Origin of the sequence: Azoarcus indigens (genome assembly GCF_004361735.1) — a bacterium.
Taxonomy (GTDB): Bacteria; Pseudomonadota; Gammaproteobacteria; order Burkholderiales; family Rhodocyclaceae; genus Azoarcus; species Azoarcus indigens.
Genome location: NZ_SNVV01000009.1, coordinates 180,608 through 197,438, shown reverse-complemented (window position 1 = coordinate 197,438; position 16,831 = coordinate 180,608). Strand labels below are relative to the sequence as shown.

At 67.2% G+C, this 16,831-nt stretch carries 16 protein-coding genes; 8 read left to right on the top strand and 8 right to left on the bottom strand.

What is annotated here, in order from left to right:
* The first annotated feature begins 9 nt into the window (after positions 1–9).
* The gene (locus C7389_RS12405) at positions 10–1,311 is read left to right on the top strand and encodes a TolC family outer membrane protein (protein ID WP_133591821.1); all 1,302 of its coding nucleotides are present in this window, start codon (positions 10–12) and stop codon (positions 1,309–1,311) included.
* 98 nt (positions 1,312–1,409) lie between these two features.
* On the opposite strand, the gene waaA is transcribed toward C7389_RS12405, so the two are convergent.
* Entirely contained in the window at positions 1,410–2,684 is a 1,275-nt protein-coding gene (gene waaA, locus C7389_RS12400) for a lipid IV(A) 3-deoxy-D-manno-octulosonic acid transferase (RefSeq protein ID WP_133591872.1), read from the bottom strand.
* Positions 2,685–2,847: 163 nt separating this feature from the next.
* On the opposite strand from waaA, the gene C7389_RS12395 reads away from it, so the two are divergent.
* The 4 genes from C7389_RS12395 to C7389_RS12380 all read left to right on the top strand — a co-directional run bounded on the left by C7389_RS12395 (position 2,848) and on the right by C7389_RS12380 (position 7,732).
* Positions 2,848–3,855, top strand: coding sequence for an NAD-dependent epimerase (locus C7389_RS12395; RefSeq protein ID WP_133591819.1), 1,008 nt, complete (start codon positions 2,848–2,850; stop codon positions 3,853–3,855).
* Between the two features lie 59 nt (positions 3,856–3,914).
* Positions 3,915–4,940, top strand: coding sequence for an MraY family glycosyltransferase (locus C7389_RS12390; protein WP_133591817.1), 1,026 nt, complete (start codon positions 3,915–3,917; stop codon positions 4,938–4,940).
* A 95-nt stretch (positions 4,941–5,035) separates the two neighbouring features.
* Positions 5,036–6,931: a polysaccharide biosynthesis protein gene (locus C7389_RS12385; protein ID WP_133591815.1), complete on the top strand. Its 1,896-nt coding sequence runs from the start codon at positions 5,036–5,038 to the stop codon at positions 6,929–6,931.
* 3 nt (positions 6,932–6,934) lie between these two features.
* The gene (locus tag C7389_RS12380; RefSeq protein ID WP_133591813.1) at positions 6,935–7,732 is read left to right on the top strand and encodes a symmetrical bis(5'-nucleosyl)-tetraphosphatase; all 798 of its coding nucleotides are present in this window, start codon (positions 6,935–6,937) and stop codon (positions 7,730–7,732) included.
* Here the strand turns inward: C7389_RS12380 and C7389_RS12375 are convergent.
* Positions 7,723–8,490 (bottom strand): lysophospholipid acyltransferase family protein, encoded by a 768-nt coding sequence (locus C7389_RS12375; protein ID WP_246034735.1) that lies wholly within the window; start codon positions 8,488–8,490, stop codon positions 7,723–7,725. The genes C7389_RS12380 and C7389_RS12375 overlap by 10 nt on opposite strands.
* Before the next feature lie 80 nt (positions 8,491–8,570).
* A complete protein-coding gene (locus C7389_RS12370; RefSeq protein WP_133591811.1) occupies positions 8,571–9,329 on the bottom strand; it encodes a GNAT family N-acetyltransferase in 759 nt (252 codons plus the stop codon).
* Between the two features lie 166 nt (positions 9,330–9,495).
* On the opposite strand from C7389_RS12370, the gene C7389_RS12365 reads away from it, so the two are divergent.
* The 3 genes from C7389_RS12365 to C7389_RS12355 all read left to right on the top strand — a co-directional run bounded on the left by C7389_RS12365 (position 9,496) and on the right by C7389_RS12355 (position 12,196).
* Positions 9,496–10,716, top strand: coding sequence for a glycosyltransferase family 4 protein (locus tag C7389_RS12365; protein WP_133591809.1), 1,221 nt, complete (start codon positions 9,496–9,498; stop codon positions 10,714–10,716).
* Between the two features lie 77 nt (positions 10,717–10,793).
* Positions 10,794–11,729, top strand: coding sequence for a carbohydrate kinase family protein (locus tag C7389_RS12360; RefSeq protein ID WP_133591807.1), 936 nt, complete (start codon positions 10,794–10,796; stop codon positions 11,727–11,729).
* Positions 11,723–12,196 carry an outer membrane lipoprotein gene (locus tag C7389_RS12355; RefSeq protein ID WP_133591805.1) on the top strand — a complete coding sequence of 158 codons (474 nt, stop codon included), beginning with the start codon at positions 11,723–11,725 and terminating at the stop codon, positions 12,194–12,196. The genes C7389_RS12360 and C7389_RS12355 overlap by 7 nt, the downstream gene beginning before the upstream one ends.
* An 83-nt stretch (positions 12,197–12,279) precedes the next feature.
* Here C7389_RS12355 and C7389_RS12350 read toward each other — a convergent pair whose 3' ends face one another.
* From C7389_RS12350 to accB, 5 genes are all read right to left on the bottom strand, one after another.
* Positions 12,280–12,672 (bottom strand): diacylglycerol kinase, encoded by a 393-nt coding sequence (locus C7389_RS12350; protein WP_133591803.1) that lies wholly within the window; start codon positions 12,670–12,672, stop codon positions 12,280–12,282.
* A 113-nt stretch (positions 12,673–12,785) separates the two neighbouring features.
* Positions 12,786–14,123 (bottom strand): DUF3426 domain-containing protein, encoded by a 1,338-nt coding sequence (locus C7389_RS12345; RefSeq protein ID WP_133591801.1) that lies wholly within the window; start codon positions 14,121–14,123, stop codon positions 12,786–12,788.
* Positions 14,092–14,976 carry a 50S ribosomal protein L11 methyltransferase gene (gene prmA / locus C7389_RS12340; RefSeq protein ID WP_133591799.1) on the bottom strand — a complete coding sequence of 295 codons (885 nt, stop codon included), beginning with the start codon at positions 14,974–14,976 and terminating at the stop codon, positions 14,092–14,094. The genes C7389_RS12345 and prmA overlap by 32 nt, the downstream gene beginning before the upstream one ends.
* Before the next feature lie 9 nt (positions 14,977–14,985).
* Positions 14,986–16,347, bottom strand: a complete 1,362-nt coding sequence (gene accC / locus C7389_RS12335) for an acetyl-CoA carboxylase biotin carboxylase subunit (protein ID WP_133591797.1) — start codon at positions 16,345–16,347, stop codon at positions 14,986–14,988.
* A 6-nt stretch (positions 16,348–16,353) separates the two neighbouring features.
* Positions 16,354–16,806 (bottom strand): acetyl-CoA carboxylase biotin carboxyl carrier protein, encoded by a 453-nt coding sequence (accB, locus tag C7389_RS12330; protein ID WP_133591795.1) that lies wholly within the window; start codon positions 16,804–16,806, stop codon positions 16,354–16,356.
* Positions 16,807–16,831: the final 25 nt, after the last annotated feature.

Sequence of the window (16,831 nt, the reverse complement as noted above, 5' to 3'; positions counted from 1 at the left end):
GAGGCCGCGATGAAACGTGCGCTGGCTATCGGCCTGGCTGCTCTCTTTTCGTCCGGCGCAGGTGCGGCGGACCTGATGCAGATCTATCGGGAGGCGGTAGCGAACGATGCCAAGTTCGCCTCCGCCCGGGCCCAGTACGAGGCCGGGCAGGAGAAAGTGATCCAGGGCCGCGCCGGCCTGCTGCCCAATATCGGCGCCTCCGCCAACACCACCTGGAACGACGTCGAGGCCAGCACCAGCGCCGGCTCCGTCAGCCGCAACTACAACAGCAATGGCTATACGGTGCAGCTCACCCAGCCGCTGTTCCGCTGGCAGAACTGGGTGCAGTACAAGCAGGGCGAACTGCAGACGGCGCTGGCCGAGAGCCAGTTCGGCCAGGCGCGGCAGGACCTCATCCTGCGGGTGGCGGAAGCCTATTTCAACGTGCTCAACGCCCAGGACACGCTGGACTCGGTGGTCCAGCTGCGTACCGCCGCGGCGGAGCAGCTGGAGCTGGCGAAGAAGAGCTTCGAGGTCGGTACCGTCACCATCACCGACGTGCATGAAGCGCAGTCACGCTTCGACCTCGCCTCGGCGCAGGAGATCGCCGCCGGCAACGAGCTGGACGTGCGCCGGCAGACGCTGGCCCAGGTCATCGGCCGCGAGCCGGAACCGCTGGCTGGCCTGCGCGCCGGCGTTGGCCTGCAGCGGCCGCAGCCGGACGACATCGCTGCCTGGGTGCGGGCGGCCGAGCAGGACAGCTTCGGCGTGCAGGCGCAGCAGTTGAACCGGGAGATCGCCGGTCGGGAAGTCGAACGCGTGCGCGCCGGCCATCTGCCGACGGTGGACCTGGTCGCCACCCGCGGCAACAACGCCCGCCCCTCGGTTTCCACCGACCGCAGCGAAGGCACGACCATAGGCCTGCAACTCACCGTGCCGCTCTACCAGGGCGGCGGTATTTCCTCCCAGGCCCGGGAGGCGGCCGCGCTGAAGGTGAGGGCGGATGCCGACCTTGAAGACGCGCGCCGCAGCGCTGCGCTCGCTGCCCGTCAGTCCTACCTCGGCGTTACCAGCGGCATGGCCCAGGTGCGCGCGCTGGAAGCGGCGCGGGTGTCTTCCACCTCGGCGCTGGAGGCGAACAAGCTGGGCTACGAAGTGGGCGTGCGCATCAACATCGACGTGCTGAACGCCCAGACCCAGCTGGCAGACACCTTGCAGCAGCTGTCCCGTGCGCGTTATGACACGCTGCTCGCTCAACTCCGGCTGAAGGCCGCCGCCGGTTCGCTCGACGAGGCCGACGTGCAGGCGATCAACGCGCTGCTGGCGCAGTGATCGCTTCGGCCGGCTGAACCGGCTGGCCGCCTATCTTCCTGAAGCCTGTCCTGCTTGATGGGCAGGTTCCGCGCGGACGGTTGAATACCGGTTCCCGGTTACGCCTGTTCCACCTGTGCCGGCATGGTCTTCAGCACCGCCACGGTGCGTGCCGTCGCCCCGCGATGGGCCAACGAGAACTGGGCCCCGGCCTGGGCCATGCGGGCGCGGCGGTCCGGATCTCCGAGCAGGGCCAGTGCTTCCTTTACCCCACCTTCCGCATCCGGTAGCCGTTGCGCCGCGCCGGCGGCAATCGCCTGCTCCGCCACCTGCAGGAAGTTGTAAGTATGCGGCCCGAGCAGCACCGGCGTGCCGACCGCGCAGGCCTCGATCGGGTTCTGGCCGCCGAAGGGCAGCCAGCTGCCGCCGATGAGGGCGACGTCCGCCGCGGCGTAGTAGGCGAACATCTCTCCCATCGAATCGCCCAGCCAGACCCGGGTGTCGGCCGCGACCGGGGCGTTGTCGCTGCGGCGTTGCAGCTTCAGCCCGCGGGACTGGACCAGCCTGGCGACTTCGTCGAAACGCTGGGGATGGCGGGGTACGAGCGCCAGCAGCACGTCGGTGTTGGCGTGCTGCTTGAAGGCCTCCAGCAGCAGCGCTTCTTCCCCGTCGCGGGTGCTGGCGGCCAGCAGTACCGGGCGCTGGTCGAAGCCGCTGCGGAATTGCCGGGCGAGCTCCAGCTGTGCCGCAGGTGGTGTGATGTCGAACTTGATGCTGCCGGTGACGCGGGGCTGCGGTGCGCCCAGCGCGTTTAGCCGGCGGGCATCGTCTTCGGTCTGTGCCGCCACCGCCGACAGCGCGCCCAGGGTGAGTTCACTGAGCGCCGGCAGACGGGCGTAGCGTCGGGCGGAACGCTCGGACAGCCGGGCGTTGACCAGCGCCACCGGCACACCCTGCCGCCGGCAGGTGGCGAGCAGGTTGGGCCACAGCTCGGTCTCCATGATTACGCCGAAGCGTGGGCGGAAATGCCGCAGGAAGCGCGCCGACAGCCAGCCCAGGTCGTAGGGCAGGTAGGCGAGCAGCACCCGCGGCTCCTTGCCGAACAGCGCTTCCGCCGTCTCGCGGCCGGTGGGCGTCATCTGGGTGAGGAGCACGCCGTGGTCCGGCCATTGGGCCAGCAAGGCCCGCAGCAGCGGCTCCGCGGCGCGGGTTTCGCCCACGGACACCGCATGTACCCAGATCAGCTTCTCTGGCGGCTTGCCGGCGTAGCTGCCGAAGCGTTCGCCCCAGTGCCTCAGGTAGTCAGGCTGCCGCCGTGCCCGCCACAGCAGGCGGAGCAGCACGAAAGGGAGGGCGAGGATCCAGAGCAGGGTGTAGGGCAGGCGGGCGGACATCGGCAGCAACGGGAAAGGCGAGTGCAGAGTATAGCGGCGGGCCCGTTCCGGTACGGGCAGGGCGGCGGCGCCGGCGGACGCGGGACAGCGGCGGAACGGTGACGTGCCGGTCATGCCGCTGTGCGATAATCCCGTGCTTTCAACCTCCTGCGATGAATCGGTCATGAAAGTTCTCGTCACCGGTGCGGCCGGCTTCATCGGCATGCATACCTCGGAACGTCTGCTTGCCCGTGGCGACGAAGTCGTCGGTCTGGACAACCTGAACGATTACTACGATCCGCGCCTGAAAGAGAGCCGGCTCGCCCGCCTGTCGCCGAATCCGGCCTTCCGCTTCGTGCGCATGGACGTGGCCGATCGGGCCGGCATGGAGCAGCTGTTCGCCGACGAGAAGTTCGACCGCGTGATCCACCTCGCCGCCCAGGCCGGGGTGCGCTACTCGCTGCAGAACCCGCACGCCTACATCGACAGCAACCTGGTGGGCTTCACCAACATCCTGGAGGGCTGCCGCCACAGCAAGGTGCAGCACCTGGTGTACGCCAGCAGCTCTAGCGTCTATGGCGGCAACACCCGGATGCCCTTCTCCGAGCACGACAGCGTGGACCATCCGGTCAGCCTGTACGCGGCGACGAAGAAGGCCAACGAGCTGATGGCGCACACCTACAGCCATCTCTACGGCCTGCCGACCACCGGCCTGCGCTTCTTCACGGTCTATGGCCCCTGGGGCCGGCCGGACATGGCGCTGTTCCTGTTCACCAAGGCCATCCTGGAAGGGCGTCCGATAGACGTCTTCAACCACGGCAAGATGAAGCGCGACTTCACCTACATCGACGACATCGTCGAAGGCGTGATCCGCACGCTGGATCGCGTCGCCGAGCCGGATGCCGGCTTCAACGCCGACCAGCCGGACCCGGGCCGCAGCAACGCGCCTTATCGTGTGTTCAACATCGGCAACAACAATCCGGTGGAGTTGATGGGCTTCATCGAGGCGATCGAACAGACCCTGGGCAAGACCGCGGAGAAGAATTTCCTGCCGCTTCAGGACGGCGACGTGCCTGCTACCTATGCCGATACCGACGAACTCAACGCCTGGGCCGGCTTCGTACCGGCGACCAGCGTGAGTGAGGGCGTAGGGCGCTTCGTACGCTGGTACCGCGAGTATTACCAGGCCTGACCCCGCCTTGAAACCGTGCTGCCGGATGCTGGCTGGGGCCTTGGGTTGAGAGTCTGCACATGTTGAGTTGGAAGGTCGGCCTGGCGCTGGTCGTGGCTTTTCTGGCGGCATTGGGCCTGACTGGCCTGCTGCGGCGCTATGCACTGGCGCGCAGCCTGCTGGACGTGCCGAATGCGCGCAGTTCCCACTCGGTGTCGACGCCGCGGGGCGGCGGACTGGCCATCGTTGTGGTCTTCCTAGGTGCGCTGGTGTGCCTGTATCTGAGTGGCAGCCTGCCCCCTGCGCCGGCGCTGGCCATGCTCGGCGCCGGGGGCCTGATCGCCGCCATCGGCTTCTTCGACGACCACGGACATATTCCCGCACGCTGGCGCCTGCTGGTCCATTTCTCCGCCGCGGCCTGGGTGCTCTACTGCCTGGGTGGGGCTCCGACGCTGCAGGTGTTCGGGACGGCTGTGGAACTGGGCAACTGGGGCAGCGTGCTGATGGTGTTCGGCCTGGTGTGGCTGACCAACCTCTACAACTTCATGGATGGCATAGACGGCATCGCCAGTGTCGAGGCGATTTGTGCCGGGCTGGGGGGTGCGGTGCTGTGCTGGCTGGCGGGCCTGCCGTGGCTGGTGGCGCCGGCCCTGTTGCTGGTTGCCGCGGTCGCCGGGTTCCTGTGGTGGAATTTTCCACCGGCACGCATCTTCATGGGCGACGCCGGCAGCGGTTTCCTGGGGGCGATGCTAGGCGCGATGGCGCTGATCGCGGGCCATGCCGCACCGCAGTTGCTGTGGGCCTGGCTGATCCTGCTGGGCGTCTTCATCGTCGATGCGACATGGACGCTGCTGCGACGCCTGTTGCGCGGAGAGAAGGTCTACGAGGCGCACCGCAGCCATGCTTACCAGGTGGCTTCTCGACGGTATGGCCGGCATCTGCCGGTTACGCTGGCGGTGGGGGCGATCAATCTGCTCTGGTTGTTTCCGCTTGCAACCCTGGTGGCAATGGGCAGGCTGGACGGTATTCCCGGATTGGGGCTGGCCTATGCGCCGTTGATTGTGCTGGCTGTGTATTCTGATGCAGGCGGCGGGGCCGCCATATGATGTTTCAAGGCATGCATCCTGAATGGGCCGGTCCTGCCGTGGGTTAGAATCCACCGCTTCCGGTTTCCGATACGCGTGGCTGCCGCGCCCCAAATATGATCTCCACCGGTTCAAATCGCGTTGTGCTGGTGTTCCTTTTCGATCTGGCTGCAGCACTGGCTGCCTGGATCGGTGGCTTTCTGCTGCGTTTCAATTTCGAGTGGCCGGCCGGGTATGAGCAGGTGATTGCGCTCGGAGCGGTGGTGTTGCTGCCGGTACATGGTCTTGCGTGCTGGCGAGCGGGGTTGTACCGCGGGCTTTGGGTGTTTGCCAGCCTCCCTGATCTCAAGCGTGTGCTTACGGCGGTGGGGTTTTCGACCTGTATCGTGGTGCTGTACACCGCACTGTACCGGCAGTCGCCGGTGGTCCCCCGTTCTCTGGTGGTGCTTTACCCGCTGCTGCTTGTCGCCATCATGGCAGGCGGCAGGGCGGCCTACCGAATGTGGAAGGAACACCGTCTTTATGGCGCCTTGATTGCCCAAGGCAAGCCGGTGGTGGTGGTCGGCGCGGGACGTGGCGGAGCGATGCTGGTTCGGGAACTGGAGCGCAGCGCCGATTGGCGGGTGGTGGCGCTGGTGGATGACGATGCGTCCAAATGGGGGCGGGAACTGGGCGGGCACCGGGTGGCGGGCGCGGTGGATTCCCTGCCGGAGGTGCTGGCGGCGGAGAAAGCCCGGCATGTCATCCTGGCGATGCCTTCGGCTGCCCGCGAGACCAGCCGGCGTGCCGCGGACCTGGCGGTGCAGGCGGGCGCCCAAGTCTTCACCGTGCCTGGCCTGGAAGACGTCATGAGCGGCCGGGTCGCCCTGTCTGCGATGCGGCCGGTGGAGATCCAGGACCTGCTCGGTCGCGAGCCAGTGACGATAGATGCCGAATATGTGCAAGGCATGCTGGCTGGCCGCATGGTTCTCGTCACCGGCGCGGGCGGTTCCATTGGCAGCGAGCTTTGCCGCCAGCTGGCCCGTTTCCAACCCCGGCAGTTGTTGCTGTTCGAGGCAAGCGAGTTCGCGCTGTACACGCTGGAGCAGTGGTTTTCCACCCATTGCCGGGATGTCTCCATCGTGCCGCTGGCCGGGGACGTGAAGGACGCAGCCCGGCTGGAACAGGTATTTGCCCAGTATGCGCCGGAGGTGGTTTTCCACGCCGCGGCTTACAAGCATGTGCCGCTGATGGAAGTGGGCAATGCCTGGCAGGCGGTGCGCAACAATGTGTTTGGCACATATCGGGTCGCCGAATGCGCCGCGCGCCACCGGGTTGAGCGCTTCGTGCTGATCTCCACCGACAAGGCGGTCAATCCCACCAATGTGATGGGCGCGAGCAAGCGGCTCGCCGAAATGGTCTGCCAGGCGTTCCATGCCCGGGGAGAGAGCACCCGCTTCCAGGTGGTGCGTTTCGGCAATGTGCTGGGCAGTACCGGCAGCGTGATTCCCAAGTTCCAGGAGCAGATCGCCCGCGGCGGTCCGGTGACGGTGACCCACCCGGAGATCAACCGCTATTTCATGTCCATTCCGGAGGCGGCCCAGTTGGTGCTGCAGGCGGCGGCCATGGGCAGCGGCGGCGAGATCTTCGTGCTCGACATGGGCGAGCCGGTGAAGATCGTGGATCTGGCGCGCAACATGATCCGCCTCTCCGGGTATAGCGAGAGCGAGGTTCGCATCGAATTCACCGGTCTGCGGCCCGGCGAGAAACTCTACGAAGAGTTGCTCGCAGATGCGGAGGAAACCCTGGAGACCCCGCACCCCAAACTGCGCATCGCCCGGTCGCGGGCGGTGCAGGAGCGTTTCCTCGCGGACCTGTTGGCGTGGCTGGTACAGGAGGCTCCGGTTCCGGATGAAGGGGTTCGGCAGGCGCTGCAGGAGTGGATTCCGGAATACGTTCCCAGCGGCGGGGGCCGGCCGAATCTGAAGGTAATCGCCAACCCGGAAGCCGAACGGCGGAAGCGGGTGAGTTGAGACATGGCGACTTACGCGATTGGTGACATCCAGGGCTGTTACCAGCCCCTGCTGGCCCTGCTGGAACGTTGCGCCTTCGACCCTGCGCGTGATCGCCTGTGGGTCGTGGGCGACCTGGTGAATCGGGGCCCCGACTCACTGCAGGTGCTGCGCTTCCTTCGAAGCCTGGGGCCGGCCGCCACCGTGGTCCTTGGCAACCATGATCTCTACCTGCTGATGGTGGCGGCCGGCTATGCCCGACGAGAGAAGGACGACACCCTGTTCCAGGTGCTGGAGGCGCCGGATCGCGATGCCTTGCTGGCCTGGCTCGCAGCCTGCCCGCTGATGCATGTGGAGGGCGACTATGCGCTGCTGCACGCAGGTCTCCTGCCCGGCTGGACCGTGGCCCGGGCGCTGGCGCTGGCGGAGGAGGTCGGGCAGGCCCTGCGTGGGCCGGATATGCGAAAGCTGCTGCAGAACTTGCCGGGGAACCAGCCGGATGGCTGGCAGGAGAGTCTCAAAGGGTGGGATCGCCTGCGGGTGGTCGTCAATGCGCTCACCCGCATGCGCTTCTGCACCCCGGAGGGCGAGATGACGCTGCGCGCCAAGGGGCCGCCGGACAAGGCGCCACCAGGGGCGGTGCCCTGGTTCCGGGCGCCGGGGCGGCTGTCCCGCACCCATACGGTTGTCTGCGGACACTGGTCGGCGCTGGGCTTTCATCGCGGCGACGGGGTGATCGCCCTGGATTCCGGCTGTGTCTGGGGGGGCAAGCTGACCGCTGTCCGCCTGGAAGACGGCGAGGTGTTCCAGGTTCAGGGCTGAGCGGCAGCGGCCGCGCCGGGCGCTTCTGCTGCGGTAGCGGGCTCGGTGGCCGGTGGGGCGCTCAGGCCCGCCATCCGGATGATGTCGGCACGTGCTGTTTCTGCCAGATCCCGACGATGGCGTGCCGTGGTCTCCATTGGCGCGGCCGCGCATAGGCGGGCGGCGAGGCGGCGGTGGGCGAGGATGTTGGCCAGGCAGCCACCCAGGCTGAGGTCGCCGTCGTAGGCCGGTGCCGCCGTGGGATGCCCCTCGCCGTCGAGGTAGGAAATGGCGAGTGCTTGTACCGGCCGCCCGGCGGAGACTGCCGGCTGCAGCAGCGCGGCATGGAAATGGAGCACCTGGCTGCCATCGGTCGTCGTTCCTTCCGGAAACACCGCGACATTGCGCCCCATGGCGAGCACCTGGTCTATTTCCTGATTCACGATGCGGGCATGTCCGCGGCTGCCGCGCCGCAGGAAGATGGTGCTGTTGCGCGCCGCCAGCCAGCCGATCAGTGGCCAGCCCCGCACTTCCGCCTTGGAGACGAAGGCGCTGGGCGCCACGGCGTTGATGACGTAGATATCCAGCCAGGAGACATGATTGGCCACCAGCAGCGCGCCCGGCTGGGGTAGTCCGTCATGGCTGAGCTCGATTCCCAGGATGGTCAGCAGGCGCCGCGACCAGCGCTGTCGCAGCCGATCCTGCTGTCTCTCGGTGCAGAAGCGATAGAGCAGCGCGATCGTGAGTGCGCCCTGGAGGATATGCAGGCCCAGCCGCAACCCACGCCAGCCACGTAGCAGCGCTGGGCTGGCGTCGGAGGGGGAGGGCCGGCGGGCGGCAGCAGTGCTCGGGGCGGTATTCAGTCCTGGCGTCCCATGAAGTGTTTGGCGTAGCGGCCGTCCAGCTGAGCCATAGGCAGCAGGATGGGCAGGTCGGCGGTGTTGAAGTCCGGATCCCACGCGGGCTCGCCGCAGATCCACGCGCCGGCGCGCAAGTAGCCCTTGATCAGCGGCGGCGCATCGGTCGACAGGTCGGCGCGCAGGGAGGCCAGCGGCAGCGGGCAACGGGGGAAGACGCGATACTCCAGTGGCGAGAGGTGGGCGTCCTGCAGCCGATTATACAAGCTGGCCGCGGTATGCCCGCCGTCCGCCATGCTGATGGAGGCGCAGCCGATGAGGTAGGTGTAGCCGTTCTCACGCATATAGCGGGCGAGGCCGGCCCACAGCAGGGTGATGACCGCGCCGCTGCGGTAGTCCGCGTCTATGCAGGAGCGGCCGATTTCCACCAGCTGCGGGCGTAGGTGCTGCAGCCGGGTGAGGTCGAATTCGTTCTCGGAGTAATAGCCGCCCACCTTGCGCGCGGCGGCGGGCGACAGGATGCGATAGGTGCCCACGATGCGGCCGGCGTCTTCATCGCGCACGATCAGGTGGTCGCAGTAGGGATCGTAGATGTCGCGATCCACGCCCGCCGTGCGGCTGGGAAGGCGGGCGCCCATTTCCTCGCCGAACACCCGGTAGCGCAGCTTCTGGGCTTCCAGTATCTCGGTCTCGCAGGTGGCGATCCCGACATGCAGATTACGTCCGGGGCGTTGGGCGATTGACTGGCTCTTCTGCAGCATGGGGAGGTTCCTTTGCCTCTGTGGGTGCCGGCATTTTCGAAACTGCGCGTTGCGCCGCGGTGACGCGGTGATGACGCCGATGTGACACTGCCCCGCTCGTCCCGGCGTCACCGAAACGTCACTTCGCCGTCATGCCGCTGTCGCCACGGCGGGGCAGGCTGGCTGCATGGACGATCCGCTCACCCTGCAGCATCTCTCCAGTGCCGCCAGGCAACTGCGCGTTGCGGTGGTCACCGAAACCTATCCGCCCGAGGTCAACGGCGTGGCGATGACCACCGGCCGTCTGGTCGATGGCCTGCTCGCGTTGGGGCACCGGGTACAACTCATCCGGCCGCGCCAGGGGGCGGATGACCGTGCTGCGGTGGGCGAGAGCTTCGAGGAAGTGCTGGCGCGGGGGCTGCCGATACCGCGTTACAACCACCTCAAGATGGGGTTGCCGGCGCGCAGCGCCCTGATCCGGATGTGGTCGCTACGGCGGCCGGATGTGGTGCAGGTGGTGACGGAGGGTCCCCTGGGCTGGTCCGCGGTGGCTGCCGCGCGCAAGCTGCGGCTGCCGGTGGTGACCGAGTTCCACACTAATTTCCATACCTACAGCCGCTACTACGGCATTGGCTGGCTGAAGCAGCCGGTGGCCGCCTATCTACGGCGTTTCCACAACAAGGGCGGCCTGTGCCTGGTTCCTACGCCGGCGCTGGCGGAGGAGCTGAGGGCAGGCGGCATCCGCAGGGTGGAGGTGGTGGCGCGGGGCGTGGATACCACTCTGTTCACCCCGGCCCGGCGCGACGAGGCCCTGCGGCGCAACTGGGGTGCGACGCCGGATACGCTGGTGCTGGCGGTGGTGGGCCGGGTGGCGCCGGAAAAGAACCTTGGGCTGGCACTGCGGGCCTTTGCCGCACTCCGGGTACAGCAGCCCGACGCGCGCTTGCTCATCGTCGGCGATGGTCCGTCGAGGGCGGTGCTCGAGCGGGCGGAGCCGGATGCCATCTTCGCCGGCATGCGCAGCGGCGCTGATCTGGCCGCCCACTACGCGAGCGCGGATCTCTTCCTTTTCCCCAGCCTCACCGAAACCTTCGGCAACGTCACCACCGAGGCGCTGGCGAGCGGCCTGCCGGTGGTCGGCTTCGACTACGCCGCCGCTGGAGAGCGGGTACGCAACGGAGTGAACGGCTGGCTGGCCCCGCCGGAGGATGAAGACGCTTTCATCGCCGCTGTCTGCCGCCTCGGCCTGGACCGGCAAGCCTGCCAGGAGATGGCCCGGGCCGCCCGGGTCAGCGTGATGGATGCCGATTGGGCTGCGGTGAGCGGACGCCTGGCGAGTCTGCTGGAGGGGGAGGTGGAGGCCCACGAGAGCGGGGCGGCGGCTGGCGGACGGGTGGCAACTGCCTGAAAGGCGCGGGGTTGCGGTGAGCGCTCATCTCCGGCCGCCGCCTATAATGCCGGATCTTCACCTCAGCAAGGTCCGACATGTCCATTCTCGTCTGCGGCTCGATGGCCTATGACTCGATCATGGTCTTCCATGATCGCTTCAAGAATCACATCCTGCCCGAGCAGATCCACATCCTGAACCTCTCCTTCCTGGTGCCGGAGATGCGGCGGGAGTTCGGAGGCTGCGCCGGCAACATCGCCTACAACCTCCGCCTGCTCGGTGCCGATCCGCTGATCGTGGCGACGGTGGGCGACGATGCCGCACCCTACTTCAAACACCTGGACGAGCTCGGCCTGCGGCGCAACCACGTGCGCCAGGTGGAGGGCAGCTTCACCGCCCAGGCCTTCATCACCACCGATCTGGACGACAATCAGATCACCGCCTTTCACCCGGGCGCGATGATGCATTCCCAACTCAACCGGGTGGCCGACATCCCCGGTGCCAGCCTGGGCATCGTCTCGCCTGACGGGCCGGAGGGCATGCTGGCGCACGTCGAGGGCTTCGCTGCCGGCGGCGTACCCTTCGTCTTCGATCCGGGCCAGGCCCTGCCCATCCTCAGCGGCGAACAGTTGCTGCGCTGCTTGAAACTGGCCCGGTACTGCACGGTCAACGATTACGAAGCCCGCCTGATGAGCGAGAAGACTGGCCGCTCCATCGCCGAGATGGCGGCGGAAGTGAAGGCGCTGGTGGTGACCTTGGGTGGCGACGGTTCGCAGATCTACGTGGACGGCGAGTGCCTCCAGATCCCGGCGGTGAAGGCGGATGCGATTGCCGATCCCACCGGCTGCGGCGACGCCTATCGCGCAGGTCTGCTCTACGGGCTGGCTCAGGGTTGGGACTGGCCCCGCACCGGCCGTCTGGCGGCGGTGATGGGGGCGATCAAGATCGCCAGCCGCGGTCCGCAGAACCATCGTCCCTCGCGGGAAGACATTGCCGAGCGTTACCGCTCGGCCTTCGGAGAATTGCCATGGTAGTCGGGAAATCCGTCAGGAGCCGCGCCTTGCTGGGCGCCTTGATCGCAGTGCTGACGCTCTCGGGTTGCGCTTCCGGCCTGGGGGGCGGGACCTATTCACGCGGCGAGGCGCGGCGGACGATGGTGGTGCAGTTCGGCACCATCGAGTCGGTGCGCATGGTGCAGTTGGAAGGCACCAAGACGCCGGTGGGCACCGTTGCCGGCGCCGCGGTCGGCGGCATCGCCGGCAGCTCGGTGGGCGGTAACCGCGGTTCGGCCATCGGTGCAGTGCTGGGTGCGGTGGCCGGCGGCCTGGCCGGCTCCGCCGTTGAGGAAGGGGTGACGCGCACCCAGGGTGTCGAGGTGACGGTTCAGCTGGAAAGTGGCCAGTACCTTGCGGTGGTGCAGGAGGATGGCGGCGAGCAGTTCCGCCCCGGCGAGCGGGTGCGCATCCTGCGCGATGCCGGTACTACGCGGGTTACCCGCTGAGTCTGCCACCGCGGCTGGCTAACGTTGCCCGGCCGCGGTGTTCCTCCCGCGAGGCAATCTCCTTGCCCCGTCCGGGCATGCTCTCAGCCGAACAGGACCAGTCCCCACACCAGTGCCAGATTGAGCAGCGCCAGCAGCACAGCGGCGCTGCCGATGTCCTTTGCGCGTTTGGCCAACTGGTGACGCTCCAGCGACACCCGGTCCACTGTCGCCTCCACTGCCGAATTCAGCAACTCCACGATCAGCATCAGTAGCGTGCTGCCGATCAGCAATGCCTTGCCGGTGCCGTCGGTGGGCATGAAGAAGGCGAGGGGAATCAGTACCGCCGCGAGCAGGCATTCCTGGCGGAAAGCGTCCTCATGCCGAAGGGCGGCGCGCAGGCCGGCAAGGGAGTAATGGAAGGCGTTCCAGATCCGCTTGATTCCCGTCTTTCCCTTGAAAGGGCTTTCTGGCGGGAGAGGGGCGTGAGGTTCCATTGAGAGTGTTCTGTTCAGGGGACGGGCGTGGGCCGTGCAGTATCAGCCCTGGCGATTACGGCGGCTTGACGCCGTGGGTCTGCCGCATTTACGGGGGAGAGGGCTGGGCTCGTTCAGGGGTAGAAGAGATAGACCCGGTAGCCGGTGGGGACCAGCCCGGGGGCGTCAAAGGGCAGGCGCAGGCTGATGTCGCCGCGGCCGGGGAGGCCGCTGGGCAGGCGCTCTGGCGGAGCCCATTCTTCCGGCGCCAGAACGCGCCTGACTACCGGGTTATCGGCCGCGTCGGTCAGGGTGAGCTCCAGGTGCGGCCACGCCTGGGTATAGGCGGCGTGATTCTTCACGGTGGCGTAGAGGATGTAGCGCCCCGGGCGGCCGGGTTCGGACTGCAGTTCGGCGTTGATGTTGAGCTTGTCGGCGGCCTGCGGCAGCGGCATGGCGCATTCCAGGCGCTGGCAGGCGGCGACCAGCAGGGGGCGCAGGCCGGGCAGTTCGCGGGCGATGTCGAGGCGGAAAATGTAGATCGCCTGGGCGGCGAGCCCTATCGCCAGCACGCTGGAGAGGAGGCCGAGCGCCGTGCGCTGCACGCGCTGGCTGCCGGGGGCCGGGCCGTAGGCCTTGTCCAGGCGGTCGAGGTCGGGGCCAGAGTATCCGGGGGCTCCGTGCTCGTCTTGCGCTTGCTCCGGCGGTGGCTCCTTGTCTAGCCCGGGGGCTGGCGTTCCGTCCTCCGGATTTTCCGCCGGAGCGGCTTCGCCAGGCTCGGTGCGCAGGGCGGTGCGGCGTCCGGGGTAGGGGCGGCGTTCGCTACGGATGACTTCCGGTGTCGCCGGCGGTACCGCCGCTGTGGATTCGGGAGGCAGAGCAGGCGCGGCCTCTCCCAAGGTCGGCTCGATGAAATCCTGGAGCGGGGGAAAGGGCGGCACTTGATGGGGCAGGAAGCTCCGGGACGCTGGCGGTTCCTCCTGTGGCTCGGCAGGGAGGTCCACCGGCTCCAGGCGCAAGGCCTCGGGCTGATCCGCCCTCACGAGGGCCGGGGGGGCGTCAGGAGCCGGCGTGGCGGGTTGCCAAGCGTCGAAGGAGTCCTCCTCATGGAGTGGCGCGGCCCGCGTCCACACTGGCTCCTGGCGCTCTGGCAGCAGGGACTCCGGAACCTCGAAATCCAGATCGTTGAACGAGGTCTCAGCCGGCGTAAAGGGCGGCGTTGGCAGGGGCGTTTCGAGAGCCGTGCCTTCGGCCTTCACTTCTGCCGCTACGTCTGGTGGCGTTTCGGGGCTGTCGCCAATACGATGGGTGAGGGCATTGAAAGGGTTGAAGCAATGGCCGCAGCGGACTTCGCCACGCCGCGCCTGCACTTGCTCCGGCCGCAGCCGGAACACCGTCTGGCAGGCCGGGCAGCGCGTGAGCATCATGGTCGGCCGGCCCTTACCGCTGTCCTTCCAGGCGGACCCAGCCATCCAGGCTGGCGCCGACTTTCAGTTCGATGTAGGGCGCCCACGCGGCGATGACTTGCTCGGCCTGAGGTTCCAGCACGCCGGAGAGGGCAACCCGCCCACCCGGCGCCACATGGGCGGCGATCGCCGGTGCGAGTACGCACAGCGGATTGGTGAGGATATTGGCGACGACGATGTCGAAGGCGGTATCCAGCGGCTCCCGGGAGTGCTGCAGGCGCAGCCTTACCTGATTGCGGCTGGCGTTGTCCGCCGCCGCCTCGATGGCCTTGTCGTCGATGTCGACGCCGAGCACCTCGGCAGCGCCCAGTCGCGCGGCGGCGATGCCGAGGATGCCGGAGCCGCAGCCATAGTCCAGTACCGTCTGGCCGGGCTGCACCGCATCGCACAGCCACTCCAGGCACAAGCGGGTGGTGGGATGGGAGCCGGTGCCGAAGGCCATGCCGGGGTCCAGTTCGATATTGATCGCGTCACCGTCGGGGGCTTCATGCCAGGACGGCACGATCCACATCCGGTCGGTGATCCGTATCGGTTCGAACTGGCTCTGGGTAAGTTGCACCCAGTTCTGCTCGGCTACGGTCTCGGTGGTATAGGACGGCACGCTGGCCAGCCCGGCGGCGGCCGAGGCTGCCGCCAGCAGAGCGGGCAGATCGGCATCCGCATCCAGCAGCGCGATGACGCGGCTGTGGTCCCACAGCGCGGTCGGCAGATGGCCGGGCTCCCCGAACTGAGGTTTCTCGGCCTCGGTTCCCGCGTCCGCATCCTCGATGGAAACCGACAGCGCGCCGGCCTCCATCAAGGCGTCGGAGAGGGCTTCGGCCTTGGCGGCTTCCGCCTGCAGGGTTACCGAGATCCACATGATGCTAGGTCAGCTCTTTTTGACTTCGTTGCGGTCGGCGAGCTTGTGCTCCAGATAGTGGATGCTGGTGCCGCCCTCGATGAAGCGGGCGTCCAGCATCAACTCCTGGTGCAGCGGAATGTTGGTCTTGATGCCGCCGACCGCCATTTCCGACAGCGCAATCCGCATGCGGCGGATGGCTTGCTCGCGGGTGTCGCCGTAGGTGATCAGCTTGCCGATCATGGAATCATAGTGCGGCGGTACGGTGTAGCCGTTGTAAACATGCGAATCCACCCGCACGCCCGGGCCGCCCGGCGTATGCCAGTTGGTGATCTTGCCGGGGGAGGGAGTGAACTTGAACGGGTCTTCGGCGTTTACCCGGCACTCGATCGCATGGCCGCGGAACTCGAGGTCGCGCTGCTTGAACCAGAGCTTTTCGCCTGCGGCGACGCGGATCTGAGTCTGCACGATGTCGATGCCGGTGATCATCTCGGTAACCGGGTGCTCGACCTGCACCCGGGTGTTCATCTCGATGAAGTAGAACTCGCCGTTCTCGTACAGGAACTCGAAGGTGCCCGCGCCGCGATAGCCGATCTTCCTGCAGGCTTCAGCGCAGCGTTCGCCGATCTTGGCGATCAGCTTGCGGTCTATGCCCGGCGCCGGGGCTTCCTCGATCACCTTCTGGTGGCGGCGCTGCATGGAGCAGTCGCGCTCGCCGAGGTAGACCGCGTTGCCATGCTGGTCCGCCATCACCTGGATTTCCACGTGGCGCGGATTCTCCAGGAATTTCTCCATGTAGACGGTCGGATTGCCAAAGGCCGCGCCGGCTTCGGAACGGGTGGTGGTCACTGCGTTGATCAGCGCTGCCTCGGTGTGCACAACCCGCATGCCGCGACCGCCACCGCCACCGGCGGCCTTGATGATCACCGGATAGCCGATGCCGCGAGCGATCTTGACGATCTCCTTCGGATCGTCCGGCAGGGCGCCGTCGGAGCCGGGCACGCAGGGTACGCCGGCAGCCTTCATCGCATCCTTGGCGGAAACCTTGTCGCCCATCAGGCGGATGGTGTCCGGCCGGGGGCCGATGAAGACGAAGCCGGATTGCTCCACCCGCTCGGCAAAGTCGGCGTTTTCGGATAGGAAGCCGTAACCGGGGTGGATGGCTTCGGAGTCGGTAACCTCGGCGGCGGAGATGATGGCCGGCACGTTGAGATAGCTCAGCCCGGAGGGCGCCGGGCCGATGCAGACGGATTCGTCCGCCAGCTTGACGTACTTGGCTTCGGTGTCGGCCTCGGAATGGACCGCGACGGTCTTGATGCCGAGTTCCCGGCAGGCGCGCAGCACGCGGAGCGCGATCTCTCCGCGGTTGGCGATCAGGATCTTCTCGAACATGGCGGATCAGCCGATGACGAACAGCGGCTGGCCGTATTCCACCGGCTGGCCGTTCTCGACCAGGATGGCCTTGATCGTGCCGCTGGCGTCGGACTCGATCTCGTTCATCAGCTTCATCGCCTCGATGATGCACAGCGCCTCGCCTTCGGACACGCTCTGGCCGACATCGACGAAGGGCTTGGCGCCGGGGGCGGAGGAGCGATAGAAGGTGCCCACCATGGGCGACTTGACGACATGACCGCTGGGCAGCGCGTCGGCAGCGCTCTCCGCCGGAGCCACTGCGGCCACACTGGCAGCCGGGGCGGCCATCGCCTGGGGCGGCGGCGCGTAGCTCACCGGGGCCGGGGAGGCAAGATGCTTGGCGATACGGACCTTTTCCTCGCCTTCGGTGACCTCCAGTTCAGAAATACCCGACTCCTGGACGAGGTCAATCAGTTTCTTGAGCTTGCGCAGATCCATGCTGTTCTCCGGACATGACGGGGCG

Excerpts from the sequence above, each read along its gene's own strand:
- C7389_RS12405 (WP_133591821.1), top strand. The coding sequence starts at position 10 with ATGAAACGTGCGCTGGCTATCGGCCTGGCTGCTCTCTTTTCGTCCGGC.
- waaA (WP_133591872.1), bottom strand. The coding sequence starts at position 2,684 with ATGTCCGCCCGCCTGCCCTACACCCTGCTCTGGATCCTCGCCCTCCCT.
- C7389_RS12395 (WP_133591819.1), top strand. The coding sequence starts at position 2,848 with ATGAAAGTTCTCGTCACCGGTGCGGCCGGCTTCATCGGCATGCATACC.
- C7389_RS12390 (WP_133591817.1), top strand. The coding sequence starts at position 3,915 with ATGTTGAGTTGGAAGGTCGGCCTGGCGCTGGTCGTGGCTTTTCTGGCG.
- C7389_RS12385 (WP_133591815.1), top strand. The coding sequence starts at position 5,036 with ATGATCTCCACCGGTTCAAATCGCGTTGTGCTGGTGTTCCTTTTCGAT.
- C7389_RS12380 (WP_133591813.1), top strand. The coding sequence starts at position 6,935 with ATGGCGACTTACGCGATTGGTGACATCCAGGGCTGTTACCAGCCCCTG.
- C7389_RS12370 (WP_133591811.1), bottom strand. The coding sequence starts at position 9,329 with ATGCTGCAGAAGAGCCAGTCAATCGCCCAACGCCCCGGACGTAATCTG.
- C7389_RS12365 (WP_133591809.1), top strand. The coding sequence starts at position 9,496 with ATGGACGATCCGCTCACCCTGCAGCATCTCTCCAGTGCCGCCAGGCAA.
- C7389_RS12360 (WP_133591807.1), top strand. The coding sequence starts at position 10,794 with ATGTCCATTCTCGTCTGCGGCTCGATGGCCTATGACTCGATCATGGTC.
- C7389_RS12355 (WP_133591805.1), top strand. The coding sequence starts at position 11,723 with ATGGTAGTCGGGAAATCCGTCAGGAGCCGCGCCTTGCTGGGCGCCTTG.
- C7389_RS12350 (WP_133591803.1), bottom strand. The coding sequence starts at position 12,672 with ATGGAACCTCACGCCCCTCTCCCGCCAGAAAGCCCTTTCAAGGGAAAG.
- C7389_RS12345 (WP_133591801.1), bottom strand. The coding sequence starts at position 14,123 with ATGGCTGGGTCCGCCTGGAAGGACAGCGGTAAGGGCCGGCCGACCATG.
- prmA (WP_133591799.1), bottom strand. The coding sequence starts at position 14,976 with ATGTGGATCTCGGTAACCCTGCAGGCGGAAGCCGCCAAGGCCGAAGCC.
- accC (WP_133591797.1), bottom strand. The coding sequence starts at position 16,347 with ATGTTCGAGAAGATCCTGATCGCCAACCGCGGAGAGATCGCGCTCCGC.
- accB (WP_133591795.1), bottom strand. The coding sequence starts at position 16,806 with ATGGATCTGCGCAAGCTCAAGAAACTGATTGACCTCGTCCAGGAGTCG.